The organism is Flavobacterium rhamnosi, assembly GCF_048286515.1.
GTDB lineage: Bacteria > Bacteroidota > Bacteroidia > Flavobacteriales > Flavobacteriaceae > Flavobacterium.
In genome coordinates this window covers 165,306-178,137 of record NZ_JBLVPS010000007.1, presented here as the reverse complement: position 1 = coordinate 178,137, position 12,832 = coordinate 165,306, and the positions used below count along the sequence as shown (strand labels likewise).

The window sequence follows — 12,832 nt, the reverse complement described above, 5'->3', positions numbered from 1 at the left end:
TACGGTATTTTGGACACCATATCAAATGATAGGCTATATTGTATGTAGCACTTCTGCTTTTCCTCCATCGCTTTTCCATTAAACAAATATATAAAAAAAGTATTTAATTGTCACTTGTATATCTAAAATGATTAGAAGTATTTGCATTTTCAATTCATCCCCCGTCTAAAGACCCAAGTGTATGGGGGCTTTCTTGAAAAATTATCGTAAATATTCTTTTGCATTTTATATGTAAACACCAGAGTTTTCATCGTATCTATCTAAATCTACACTAGTTTTGAATATTTTGAGTATTGAAAATGGGTATCCATCCTCGGATGTTCTTTATACCATAAAACACGGTTTCTTATAATAAGAAACCGTGGGTATTTTACTATTTGATTTGGTAAATTATCTCGCTAATCCTTTGATTAAAACGATTTGACTTGCTTGATCCTCATTTGGACGATTGGTCCCTCCATCAACTCCTTTGTATTTTGTACCTCTCCAAGTATGAGGCTGAACACTCAATAAAAAGGTATCTTCGATTCCTAATTGCTCTGACACATCAATCATTGCTCCATATTCCCAATCTCCAAATGCTGAAGTTCCACCTACATTATACTTCGCAGCATCGGTAGCCGTGCGGCGATGATCTAATTCCAATACCACTTTCAATTGTTTAGTAGCGATATTGTATTGGTAAATATAAGCGTCATGGGTTTCATCACCATATCCGTTAGCATCTTCCTGAACATAAACGTAGTTTTTTGTCACACAAATGTTATCCGGATTTTGGAATTTTCCTGCAATTCCAGTACGGTTATCACCATCAAGAATTACTTCAAGTGTTCCTGCCAAAGGATTATTTGCATCTAAGTTCAATTTGTAAACTCTACCATATTTCGTTCTTGAAGCATCAGCATTTGCTCCCGTAGTATTCTGACCTGTAACGTTAAAATAAATTTCTCTTGCTCCGGCATCAGTTCCTTTTTTATAATCCAAATCCTCTACTCTTCCAAATTTGATTCCTTTCAATGTATTCACAGATGCATTTATAGCGGCTCCGGTCATTGTAGTGTGGTTCTCAATTTTCACAAAAGAAATACCGTACGTTTGATTGGTTACCATATCTTTTTCTCTCTGATTGTTATCTGTTCTTTTCATCATATATAAAGAACCGTTCGCTAAATCACCAACAGTGTTTGAAACATACATAAATACCTGCCCTCCATTTGTCCCTGAATCATCATCCCCAATTACAACCACCGTTTTCCCTGAAAAAGCAGCTGTTTTCAACGGCAATGCGTTTTCAGCACTTAGTCTTCCTAAACCCGGTAATTCTTTAGAAACAGACGCAGAACCAACATCACCAAAAGGATTAATAGCATGTGTGCGTGATTCTTCTCCAGATTCACCACAAGTCAAATACAATGGTCCAAAACCATTCTCAGCAACTGTAGCCATCGATGCACCACATAATCTCCAAGTTCCTCCATTAGAATTCAATAAATATTCTCCTTTTGTAGGCTTGAATGTTTTGTCAAAAGTCACTCTTGAGACAGCAAAATTGTCTTCGTGGTTCACCAAAAAAGTAAAAGTCTCATCTGCATTTTTCAACAAACCAGATCCATCCGCTGAACCGCCAAAAACAAAATTTGGGCTTCCGGCTAAAACATCATCTGAGGCAATCAAAGAAAAAAGCTCTAAGTTCTCAAAACCCGTCTGCTTTTTCAATAATACAGGGGTAGCTGATTGATTCGCTAAAACAACACTTGTCGTTTCATTAGAAGATTTAACATCGTTCTCACAGGAGATTAATGAAGCTAAAAATAACACTGGAAAAATAATTCTTTTCATTTGGTTGATTGTTTAAAATTTTCAGCAAAGAAATACGCTGAATTTAAACTTTCAATGAATAGAATATTAATAAATAGCCAAGAGTTGCCGAACTATAAAAACAATAGAAACACTAAATTTACATACTAACAGTACCGTAACACAATGATAAACTTCCAATAATTTTCCTGATAAAAACATTTAAATTACTGTTCTTTCTTCAACATATCCTTATACATCTCAAAATTAGCTTTTACTTTTTCATCTAATTTTGGTTCTTTTATATCGGTATATTTTTGCATTTCTTCCCAGATAATTTTAGCTACAATATAACGAGCCATTTCCTTATCATCAGCAGGAATGACATACCAAGGCGCATTTTTAGTGGCTGTTTTATTAATCGCCTCTTCATAATAGTGCATGTATTCGTCCCAATGTTCGCGCTCTTTCAAATCACCGGGTGAAAATTTCCAATGATGTTCCACTTCTTCCAATCGTCTCAACAAGCGTTTACGTTGCTCCTCCTTACTCAAATGAAAGTAAAATTTCAAAACAATCGTACCATTTTGTGAGATGTGTTTTTCAAAATTGTTGATTTGCTCCAATCGGTCCTCCCAAAACTGGGGCGTAATATCTTCCACCTTTTCAATTCCCGGCAAATTTTCATTCAAAATATATTCTGGATGCACGCGAGTAACCAAAACATTCTCATAATGCGTCCGATTAAAAACCGCAAACTTTCCCTTCTCAGGCAAAGCCAAATAATGCCTCCATAAATAATCGTGCTCTAATTCCGTTGAATTGGGCGTTTTAAAACTATGCACCTCAACGCCACGGGGATTAAATTCCTCAAAGACCTCGCGAATCAAACTATCCTTCCCCGACGTGTCCATCCCTTGCAAACAAATCAAAACACCATATCGATTATGTGCATACATCACATCCTGTAACTCACTCAATTTCGCCTGCACCTTATCTAACTTCTCTTCTTTATCATCCTCACTGGATTCATTGAACAAATTAGTAGGGATTTTAGACAATTCAACTTTACCAATTACTTTAAAATCGTTGGGATCTATAGACTTCATAAGAAATAATTTATCTTTGTAAACTCAAATATAGCAAAAAAAAGGTTTGCTCCCGATACCATACAGAACGGAGTTTAAGGAAGGAGTGTTTTCCTGCTGTACACTTATATCTTTCCTTTTTTTAAAGGAAAATGGAAAAGGATAGCGTTTCAATCGGGAACTAAATGCTCGTTTTTTAAAATAAATACAATGGAAAAATTCAAACTCGATTTATTATTTCAAATCATTGGAATTGGTTCTGCTTCAGGACTTATTTACAAAGACAATTCCCTTTTAATCATTGGAGACAACAGTGGTTTCCTTTACGAATACCAAATTGATTCCAGCGATTTAAAACGGCATCCGTTACTAGAAAATGCAACAGAAAACATTCTTAAAAAAGAAAAACCGGATTTTGAAGCCATAACCCATTTTGGTGACAATATTTATGTTTTTGGTTCCGGTTCTACCGAAAAAAGAACCAAAATGGTACAAATCAACTCCAAAGACAAAAAAATGATCGCCACAACTGATCTCGTGGACTTGTATTCAGTTATGCAAAATTTTGGGAAATTAAAACCGCAAGATTTCAACATCGAAGGTGCTATTTACAATGGCGAAAGCTGGTTTTTATTCAATCGGGGAAACGGAAGTTCCAATAAGAATATCCTTTTCACAATCGAAGGAAAAAACCTGACCAACGAATTCAATATTCTTTCAAACGAATACAAACTCCCTAAAATAAAAGGAGTTCGCAGTAGTTTTACCGATGCTGTTTTAGTCGATAATACTATTTATTTTTTGGCAACTGCCGAAGACACCGAATCTACGTATGATGATGGCGAAGTTTTAGGAAGTCTTATTGGCAGTATCAACTTAAAAACCATGAAAATTAATTTTACGCAAAAAATCAGTGATAGCCATAAATTTGAAGGATTGACTTTATTTGAAAACTCCAATGAAAAAATACAGTTCTTACTATGTGAAGATAAGGATACTGAAATTTTAGAAACCGATATTTACAAATTAACATTAGATAAAAATAAATGACCGACTTAAAAAATAAAAATGCCCTAATTACGGGTGCTGGAAAAGGAATTGGAAAAGCCGTAGCGATTGCTTTGGCAAAAGAAGGCGTAAATGTAATTCTGCTTGCCCGAACACAATCGGATCTAGATGAAGTAGCCAAAGAAGTAAACGCTTTGGGAGTAAAATCAGTAGCATTATCCGCTGACGTTGCAGATATCAATTCTGTAAATACTGCCATTGAAAAAGCTTTAGCCGAATTTAAAACCATTGATATTTTAATCAACAATGCAGGAATTGCCGCTTTTGGGAAATTTTTAGAACTGGAACCGGCTGCCTGGGAACGCATTATTCAGGTGAATTTAATGGGAACTTACTATGTAACACGTGCTGTTTTGCCAAATATGATTGAAAGACAGGCAGGTGACATCATTAACATTTCCTCGACAGCAGGACTTAGCGGAAATGCTTTAACGAGTGCCTATAGCGCCTCAAAATTTGCCGTTCTAGGATTAACAGAATCGTTGATGCAGGAAGTTCGTAAACATAACATTCGTGTAACTGCATTAACACCAAGCACCGTTGCTACAGATATGGCCAAAGAACTGAAACTTACTGATGGAAATCCTGATAAAGTCATGCAATCTGAAGACATGGCTGAATTAATCATCGCGCAACTTAAATTAAACCAACGCGTTTTTATCAAAAACAGCAGTATTTGGTCTACGAATCCTTAAACTGTAAACTGTTGCTGTTAAAATAACAAAACCCCTTGAAAAAAGGGGTTTTGTTATTTGTAGAAATTCGTCTTGATCTTAAACTAAAACATTTACAAAATCCATTCGTACACTTCCGTCTTCATCAATTTTAGTCAAATTGATTTCACGTAAGGTATTTACCAATTCTGGATTCCACGGCGTTTTTACTTTTACATAGTTTTCGGTAAAACCGTGAATATATCCTTCTTTATTTTCACTTTCAAACAAAACAGTCCTATTAGCTCCCAATTGACTTTCGTAAAAAGCACGACGTTTTTTAACCGATAAAGCGCGTAACATCTTGCTGCGTTTCGCACGCACATTAGCAGCAACCACGCCACCCATTTCTGCAGCTTCCGTATTATCTCGTTCCGAATATGTAAAAACATGTAAATAAGAAATATCCATATCATTTAAAAAATGATAGGTTTCTAAAAAATGTTCATCTGTTTCACCAGGAAAACCCACAATCACATCTACACCAATACAGGCGTGTGGCATAACTTCCCGAATCTTATTCACTCGTTCAGTATATACTTCACGTTGGTAACGACGCTTCATCAACTTTAAAATAGCATTACTTCCGGATTGCAACGGAATATGAAAATGCGGTACAAAAGTTCTACTTTTTGAAACAAATTCTATTGTTTCATTTTTTAATAAATTAGGTTCGATAGATGAAATTCGAAGTCTTTCGATTCCTTCCACTTTATCTAATTCCTGAACTAATTCTAAAAATGTATGTTCGTGTTTTTTATTTCCGAATTCTCCTTTTCCGTAATCTCCAATATTTACTCCGGTAAGAACAATTTCCTTAATATTTTGTTTTGAAATTTCAGATGCATTTCTTAGCACATTTTCGAGTTCATCACTTCTCGAAATTCCTCTTGCCAACGGAATCGTGCAATACGTACATTTGTAATCACAGCCATCTTGTACTTTCAAGAAAGCGCGGGTTCTGTCCCCGATCGAGTAACTACCTACATAAAAATCGGCTTCCGCAATTTCACAAGAATGCACTTCCCCAAAATCATTTTTAGACAAATCATTAATATAGTCAGCCAATTTAAATTTTTCAGTTGCACCAAGAACTAAATCCACACCATCAACTGCCGCTAATTCTTCCGGTTTCAATTGCGCATAGCAACCCACCGCCGCAACAAATGCTTTATCATTCAACTTCATTGCTTTTCGCACGACTTGCTTGAACTGTTTATCTGCATTTTCAGTAACTGAACACGTATTAATCACATACATATCAGCTACTTCCTCAAAATCTACCCGATCAAAACCCTCATCTTGAAGATTACGAGCAATAGTAGAAGTTTCTGAAAAATTCAGTTTGCAACCAAGCGTATAAAAAGCAACTTTTTTTTTATTTCCCATAATGATAATCAACTACTTACGTATTTTCTTGTTATATTTACATTAATACAAGTATAGTTTGCAAATTTACAAAGAAAACCCTAGAAATAAAAAGATAAATTTTTGTACCCATTTTTCAATATTAACTAAGCTCTAAACAATTTAAAACTTTATTTTATGAAAAAACAAACCTTATGCCTATTTGTATTCTTCATCAGTATTAGTAGTATGATGGCTCAAACTGAAACAAATCAAACTACAGTTCCCATTTTAGACAGGGAATTATTTTTTGGTAATCCCGAAATTTCCGGCGGAAAATTGAGCCCGGATGGAAAATGGATTTCTTTCATGAAAGTATATGAAGGAATTATGAATATCTGGGTTAAAAAATTTGACGAGCCTTTTGAAAAAGCACGTCCTCTTACTAATAGTAAACGTCCAATGTATGGCTATTTCTGGTCAAACGACGGCAAATATATCTTGTACGTAAAAGATGAAAATGGGGATGAAAATATTAATGTCTTTGCCGTTGACCCAATGTCAGCAACAGAAGCAAACAAGGTTCCAGTTTCTAGAAACCTAACTCCCTTAAAAGAAGTTACAGCACAAATAAACTTGGTTAGTAAGAAAAATCCAGATTTGATGATGATTTCTTTAAATGACAGGGATAAGGCCTGGCACGATTTATACCAACTTAAAATATCTACAGGCGAACTTACTCAAATATACGAAAACAAAGATAGAGTCACAGCATATGACTTTGACTGGGATGAAAATTTAAGAGTATTATCTAAAACCGATAACAAAGGAACTACTGCAATATTTAAAAAAGAAGGAGACAAACTGACTCAGATTTACGAAACATCGGTAACGGAACAAGCTTATATTACCAGTTGGACACCGGACAACAAACAAGCCTATTTTGTAACCAACAAAGGGGACTTAAATCTTTCAACACTCTTTTTAATGGATTTAGACACTCAAAAAATGACTAAAATAGAAAGTGATCCAAAAAACAGAGTCGATTTCGGTAGTCTAAAAGTTAGTGAGGTAACCCGAAAATTAATTTCTACATCCTATACAGATGATAAAACCATTTATACATGGAAAGATAAAAAATGGGAAGAAAATTACAAATTCCTACAATTAAAATTTCCAGGTAGAGAAGTAGATTTTCAAAGTAAAACTACAGATGAAAAGAAATTTTTGATAGCAGTTTGGGGAGATAAATATGCGCCTGAAGTTTATTTTTTTAACTCAGAGACCAAAGAATTACTATCACAATATGTACCAAGACCTGCTTTAAAAAAGGTCGAACAATATTTAGCTCCAATGAAATCTATTCGTTATAAAAGTAGCGATGGTTTAGAAATTACAGGATATTTGACTTTACCTGTTGGAAAACAAAATCTGAATTTACCAACAGTAATTTTAGTTCATGGTGGTCCAAAAGGACCGCGAGATACTTGGGGTTATGATGCCGAAGCACAATTTTTAGCTAATCGGGGATATGCTGTTCTACAACCTAACTTTAGAGCTAGTGGCGGTTATGGAAAAGAATTTTTAAATGCGGGTGATTTGCAGTGGGGAAAACTGATGCAGGATGATATTACCTGGGGCGTTAAGTATTTAATTTCTAAAGGCATTGCAAATAAAGACAAGGTGGCTATTATGGGCGGAAGTTACGGAGGTTATGCTACTTTGGCTGGTCTCGCTTTTACACCAGATTTATATGCATGCGGTGTTGATATTGTTGGACCAAGCAATATTTTCACATTATTAGAGTCAATACCTGCTTATTGGGAGCCTGCCAGAGCATTTTTATACGGAATGGTTGGTGATCCAAATACGGAAGAGGGCAAAAAAAGAATGCATGAAGCAAGCCCCTTATTTAGCGCCGATAAAATCGTAAAACCATTACTAATTATTCAGGGCGCCAACGACCCAAGAGTTAAAAAAGCAGAAGCAGATCAGATTGCTATTGCTTTGAGAGACAAAGGAAAACAAGTTTCTTATCTTTTAGCCGATGATGAGGGTCATGGATTTGCAAAACCGATAAACAGAATGGCAATGTATGCTGAAACCGAAAAATTCTTATCAGGAGTTTTAGGTGGACAATTTCAAAAAGAAATGCCAGAAAATGTTGCAAAAAGATTAAAGGAAATTACTGTTGACATTAGCAAAGTAACTTACAAATCTAAAAATGAATAAAATCATTTAAACCAAAAACTACAAGAAGGAGTTATTTTATAACTCCTTCTTCATTTTTTAATTTCTAATCTAATTGTCTGTCATTAAAAACAGGTTCTTTAGAGTATTATAAACTGTTGTTCAAAATAAATCGTCGCACTACTTCAGCTACGCCATGATTATTATTGGAAGCCACAATAACATCTCCTTTATCTCTCAATTCTGGAGTTACATTGTCTACCCAAACTCCTAATCCCGCATATTCTATCATTGTCAAATCATTCCCTGCATTCCCAACAGCTATAATCTCACTTTGAAGAATATTCAGTTTTTCTGCTAAAATTTTTATGCTGGCTCCTTTATCAATTCCATTTTGTGCCACTTCAAGAAAAAAGGGTTTTGACATACTTACACTAAGATGTGGCATGGCTATTTTCAAGTCTTCCTCTACTTGCTTTAGATAACTTGGCTCTTCCAATAAAATGCACTTTACAGCTGAGGACTTAACCTCATCTTTAAAACTAAGCACTTTATTATGTTCTAAGCCTGTGATGTTTTTTTCAATTTCGATGTATTCAGAATCCGTCTCACTTACAATTTTTCCATCAAGGTAAGTAATAATATGTGTTTTACTTTTCAAACTGTAATCGTACAAATCATGGATTTGTTCCTGAGTCAAGGTTTGCTCAAAAATGACTTTACCTTCCTTTAAATCGGTAATAACAGCCCCGTTATATGATATCATATACGAATTATCCAATTGCAATTCTTTGGCATACGAAGTCATCGCAGGTGTCGGTCTACCGGATGCCAAAATAACATAAATACCCAATTCCTGTGCCTTAGACAGCATTTCTTTATTCTCGTTTGAAATGGTATGGTCATCGGTCAACAAAGTGTCATCCATGTCCAAAACTAACATTTTATATTTCATTCTATTTTTGTTTCGAATACGTTAAATACTCATTCTGAATTCTTCAATAACCGGATTCACTTTTGCAAATTCCGTTTCCTGAACAAATAATTCTACTGCTAAATCTGAATTTCCAAAACCTCCTAATCGAGCTGACTGTATGTTGTTTTTTAAAACGGTATCTACTCCTATCGCTTCAATTCGCTGTTGTAACGCCAAAGCTAAAATTTCACTTCCCGAAAACACTTTCATTAATCCCATCTTATTCTTTATTTAATTATTTATTGCCATTTTCTTCATCTCCTTCTTGCTCCTCGAAGTCATCTCCGGCTTCAGGTTCAAAATCTTCGTCTTCTTCAAAATCTTCGTCTTCTTCGTCCTGATCATCTTCTTCTTCAATTTCGAATAAAAAAGGCTCCACCAACATTTTTTCAGCAAGAATTTCGATTCTCTCTGTGAGTTGCTCTGAGAAAATAATACGTTGTGTCTTAGTTATACTATTCGAAATACGCATAATTTTCGTTTCATGTCGCAATTTCAAAATTGGATCTGCGTCATCCAAAATAAACATTTTTAGTCTGTTCACATTAAAACCTGCTGTAGTGAACATCTCGCTTAACTTGTTTGGAGTCCCAATCAACACATCAATTCCTGTTGAAATATAATTTTTATCATATTCCATATCACCCTTATCATGTACCCCATACACGCGCAAATCAGTATAGTTTCCAAACTTTTCGAAAAGCTCTTCCATTTCCAATACTTTAGCTTTGTCTTCAACGATAATCAAAGCACGAGGCGATTCCTCACCTTCACGAACCAGCTGTTGAATTACATTCAACACAATTGTAGTAGATTTACCGCTTCCTTTTTCCGCAATAATAATGCAATCGGCACCACTTTTTAAAGTCGAAAATGTTTCTTGTTGCATTGTATTGGCTTCCGTTAAACCGTTTTCAATTAATGCCTGTTGCAACTTTTCGTTTATTTTTTTTAGTTTCATTTCTTATGATTGAAAGATTAAAAATATAGTGATTTAAACTCTTAAATCACTCCATTTTCAAATCATTAAATTAGTTTTATTTACTCGCGAACAATTTTACATCATTTTCAGAAATTTCGCTTCCACCCAGGATAATCAAGCGTTCCACTACATTTCGCAATTCGCGGATATTTCCTGTCCAATCGTATTCTTGCAATAAATTAATAGCTTCTTTTGAAAACTTTTTTATAGCATTTCCCTGCTCTGATGCAATCTTATCTGCAAAATGCGAAATCAACATCGGGATATCATCTCGCCTGTCATTCAGCGACGGAACTTTTATCAGAATAACAGCCAAACGATGGTATAAATCCTCGCGGAAACGACCTTCGGCAATTTCCTTTTTCAAATCTTTATTGGTTGCGGCAACGACACGAACATCAACTTTAATGTCTTTATCTGCTCCTACTCTTGTAATCATACTTTCTTGCAAAGCACGCAATACTTTGGCTTGCGCTGAAAGACTCATATCGCCAATTTCATCTAAGAAAATGGTTCCCTTATCAGCTGCCTCAAATTTTCCTGCGCGATCCTTCACTGCAGATGTAAAAGCCCCTTTTACGTGACCGAATAATTCACTTTCTATCAACTCAGATGGGATAGCGGCACAATTCACCTCAATTAACGGAAAATTTGCTCTTTCGCTCCTTTCGTGCAATTGATGTGCCACAAGCTCTTTTCCGGTTCCGTTTGGCCCCGTTATTAAAACTCGGGCTTCAGTTTGCGCCACTTTGTCAATCATAACTTTGATGTGATTGATCGCTTCACTTTCACCGATCATTTCATAGTTTTTACTGACTTTTTTCTTCAGAATTTTATTCTCAACTACAAGTTGTTTTTTGTCTAAAGCGTTACGAACTGTATTTAACAATCGATTTAAATCTGGTGGTTTAGAAATATAATCAAACGCTCCCAACCGCATCGTATTGATAGCTGTTTCCATATCGCCGTGACCGGAAATCATAACCATTGGAATTTCAGGTTTTATTTTTTTTACTGCTTCCAACACCTCAACACCATCCATTTTTGGCATTTTGATATCACACAAAACCAAATCGTAATCGTTGTTTTTTATTTTTTCAAAACCAGCAGCACCATCTTCTGCCTCTTCAACCTGATAAGTGTCGTTCTCTTCTGTGAGTATTTTTGTAAGTACTCTTCGAATAGCGGCTTCATCTTCTATGATTAGTATTTTTGACATATTTTTATATTTTTGCCCCGATTAAAGTGAAAATTATTTTTATTTTTTCTTTAAAAATAAAAAGATTGCAACAGAAAGCGGGAAATCGTTCCATAAATTAATTATATTTTAACGGATACTGAAATAAGCTCCCCATTAATATTTTAACCATCGGTACATTTCATTCCATGTTGGTTTTTTACCATACATAAGTATTCCTATTCGATATATTTTTGCTGCAAACCAAACTACGGAAAAGAACGTTGCAAATAATAATGCTACTGATATTGCAATTTGCCACAAAGGTACGCCAAACGGAATACGCATGAGCATAACAATTGGTGACGTAAGTGGAATCATTGAAAAGACAACTGCAATTGTTCCGTGCGGATCATTTATAACCGTAAAAAAACCTATATAAACACTCAACATCAATGGCATAATGATCGGTAAAAGAAATTGTTGTGAATCCGTTTGATTATCTACTGCAGCTCCAATTGCAGCATAAAATGAACTGTAAAGGAAATAGCCTCCTATGAAATAAATCACGAATCCAATCAAGATATTTGCAATAGGTAAATTCCATAATTCCCTGATATATATTTGCGCAGTTCCCGTCATTTCTTGTTGTGCCGCTTGCATCAATTCAGGTGAAATTCTAGCCGTTGGCCCCACATTTACGCCAAAAAATACAGAAGCAGCAAACATTAGCGACAGTCCAATAACTGCCCAAATAACGAATTGTAGCAATCCCGCTAATGCAGTTCCTATAATTTTCCCCATCATCAGTTGAAATGGTTTTACGGAAGAAATAATGATTTCTACAATTCGGCTTGTTTTTTCTTCGATGACGCTGCGCATCACCATGTTTCCATAGATGATAATAAACATCATAATAAGATATCCAAACGCTCCTCCAATTCCTATTTTGATTTCGTTAAGCCCTTTTACACTCTCTTCGCCTGATGCCTTTGTTAAACTAATATTTACTTTTGACTGGGCATTTTTTATGGCTAATGTATCCAGATGTGCTTTCTCCAAATTATCTTTAGTGAGCTTACTGGCAACTATATCTTGAATATTTTCTATGAATGAAATACTTGGACTGTCGTTCGAAATAAACTGTATTTTATTTTCGAAGTCTTTCGAATTACTTTCATTTTGAATGTAGATCAATCCTTCATAACTTTCGTTAGTAATACTGTCTTTTAGAAATTTCAAATCTATTAAAGATAAATCAAGGTACTTATATTCACTCGTTTTACTATTTAGTGAAGTGAATTCTTTGACAAACAAACCCGATTCATCATGAATGGCGATTCGCTTGGTATCGGCTTTCATAGAACTTAGATAACCCACAAACACTGCTATTCCCACAAATAGTAATGGACTTAAAAAAGTCATAACAATAAAAGATTTATTGCGCACTTTAGCTATAAATTCTCTTTTTATGATTAATGAAATGATACTCAT

General features: G+C 35.0%; 11 protein-coding genes. 3 read left to right on the top strand and 8 right to left on the bottom strand.

Features of this window, described 5'->3' with window-relative positions; genetic code table 11:
• Nucleotides 1-390 precede the first annotated feature (390 nt).
• Nucleotides 391-1,839 carry a PhoX family protein gene (locus ACNQGN_RS08350; protein WP_417987369.1) on the bottom strand — a complete coding sequence of 483 codons (1,449 nt, stop codon included), beginning with the start codon at nucleotides 1,837-1,839 and terminating at the stop codon, nucleotides 391-393.
• A gap of 185 nt (nucleotides 1,840-2,024) precedes the next feature.
• Nucleotides 2,025-2,906 (bottom strand): PPK2 family polyphosphate kinase, encoded by an 882-nt coding sequence (locus tag ACNQGN_RS08345; protein ID WP_417987368.1) that lies wholly within the window; start codon nucleotides 2,904-2,906, stop codon nucleotides 2,025-2,027.
• A gap of 189 nt (nucleotides 2,907-3,095) precedes the next feature.
• Between ACNQGN_RS08345 and ACNQGN_RS08340 the strand changes: the two genes are divergently transcribed.
• Both ACNQGN_RS08340 and ACNQGN_RS08335 read left to right on the top strand, forming a co-directional pair.
• A complete protein-coding gene (locus tag ACNQGN_RS08340) occupies nucleotides 3,096-3,935 on the top strand; it encodes a DUF6929 family protein (protein WP_417987367.1) in 840 nt (279 codons plus the stop codon).
• Complete coding sequence (locus ACNQGN_RS08335) at nucleotides 3,932-4,648, top strand: 3-ketoacyl-ACP reductase (protein ID WP_417987366.1); 717 nt, start codon at nucleotides 3,932-3,934, stop codon at nucleotides 4,646-4,648. Before ACNQGN_RS08340 ends, ACNQGN_RS08335 begins: the two co-directional genes overlap by 4 nt.
• Nucleotides 4,649-4,726: 78 nt before the next feature.
• Here ACNQGN_RS08335 and mtaB read toward each other — a convergent pair whose 3' ends face one another.
• Nucleotides 4,727-6,055 (bottom strand): tRNA (N(6)-L-threonylcarbamoyladenosine(37)-C(2))-methylthiotransferase MtaB, encoded by a 1,329-nt coding sequence (mtaB, locus tag ACNQGN_RS08330; protein WP_417987365.1) that lies wholly within the window; start codon nucleotides 6,053-6,055, stop codon nucleotides 4,727-4,729.
• 156 nt (nucleotides 6,056-6,211) lie between these two features.
• Between mtaB and ACNQGN_RS08325 the strand changes: the two genes are divergently transcribed.
• Nucleotides 6,212-8,245, top strand: a complete 2,034-nt coding sequence (locus tag ACNQGN_RS08325; protein ID WP_417987364.1) for a S9 family peptidase — start codon at nucleotides 6,212-6,214, stop codon at nucleotides 8,243-8,245.
• A 106-nt stretch (nucleotides 8,246-8,351) separates the two neighbouring features.
• Here ACNQGN_RS08325 and ACNQGN_RS08320 read toward each other — a convergent pair whose 3' ends face one another.
• From ACNQGN_RS08320 to ACNQGN_RS08300, 5 genes are all read right to left on the bottom strand, one after another.
• Nucleotides 8,352-9,158 (bottom strand): Cof-type HAD-IIB family hydrolase, encoded by an 807-nt coding sequence (locus ACNQGN_RS08320; protein ID WP_417987363.1) that lies wholly within the window; start codon nucleotides 9,156-9,158, stop codon nucleotides 8,352-8,354.
• A 21-nt stretch (nucleotides 9,159-9,179) separates the two neighbouring features.
• Nucleotides 9,180-9,398: a DUF2007 domain-containing protein gene (locus ACNQGN_RS08315; protein ID WP_035670567.1), complete on the bottom strand. Its 219-nt coding sequence runs from the start codon at nucleotides 9,396-9,398 to the stop codon at nucleotides 9,180-9,182.
• Nucleotides 9,399-9,414: 16 nt separating this feature from the next.
• Nucleotides 9,415-10,140 carry a DEAD/DEAH box helicase gene (locus ACNQGN_RS08310; RefSeq protein ID WP_417987362.1) on the bottom strand — a complete coding sequence of 242 codons (726 nt, stop codon included), beginning with the start codon at nucleotides 10,138-10,140 and terminating at the stop codon, nucleotides 9,415-9,417.
• Nucleotides 10,141-10,216: 76 nt separating this feature from the next.
• Nucleotides 10,217-11,380 (bottom strand): sigma-54-dependent transcriptional regulator, encoded by a 1,164-nt coding sequence (locus ACNQGN_RS08305; protein ID WP_417987361.1) that lies wholly within the window; start codon nucleotides 11,378-11,380, stop codon nucleotides 10,217-10,219.
• A gap of 135 nt (nucleotides 11,381-11,515) precedes the next feature.
• Nucleotides 11,516-12,832, bottom strand: coding sequence for an ABC transporter permease (locus tag ACNQGN_RS08300; RefSeq protein WP_417987360.1), 1,317 nt, complete (start codon nucleotides 12,830-12,832; stop codon nucleotides 11,516-11,518).

Coding starts and splice junctions, on each gene's coding strand:
- mtaB (WP_417987365.1), bottom strand. CDS start 6,055: ATGGGAAATAAAAAAAAAGTTGCTTTTTATACGCTTGGTTGCAAACTG.
- ACNQGN_RS08305 (WP_417987361.1), bottom strand. CDS start 11,380: ATGTCAAAAATACTAATCATAGAAGATGAAGCCGCTATTCGAAGAGTA.
- ACNQGN_RS08315 (WP_035670567.1), bottom strand. CDS start 9,398: ATGGGATTAATGAAAGTGTTTTCGGGAAGTGAAATTTTAGCTTTGGCG.
- ACNQGN_RS08350 (WP_417987369.1), bottom strand. CDS start 1,839: ATGAAAAGAATTATTTTTCCAGTGTTATTTTTAGCTTCATTAATCTCC.
- ACNQGN_RS08345 (WP_417987368.1), bottom strand. CDS start 2,906: ATGAAGTCTATAGATCCCAACGATTTTAAAGTAATTGGTAAAGTTGAA.
- ACNQGN_RS08325 (WP_417987364.1), top strand. CDS start 6,212: ATGAAAAAACAAACCTTATGCCTATTTGTATTCTTCATCAGTATTAGT.
- ACNQGN_RS08340 (WP_417987367.1), top strand. CDS start 3,096: ATGGAAAAATTCAAACTCGATTTATTATTTCAAATCATTGGAATTGGT.
- ACNQGN_RS08300 (WP_417987360.1), bottom strand. CDS start 12,832: ATGAGTATCATTTCATTAATCATAAAAAGAGAATTTATAGCTAAAGTG.
- ACNQGN_RS08310 (WP_417987362.1), bottom strand. CDS start 10,140: ATGAAACTAAAAAAAATAAACGAAAAGTTGCAACAGGCATTAATTGAA.
- ACNQGN_RS08320 (WP_417987363.1), bottom strand. CDS start 9,158: ATGAAATATAAAATGTTAGTTTTGGACATGGATGACACTTTGTTGACC.
- ACNQGN_RS08335 (WP_417987366.1), top strand. CDS start 3,932: ATGACCGACTTAAAAAATAAAAATGCCCTAATTACGGGTGCTGGAAAA.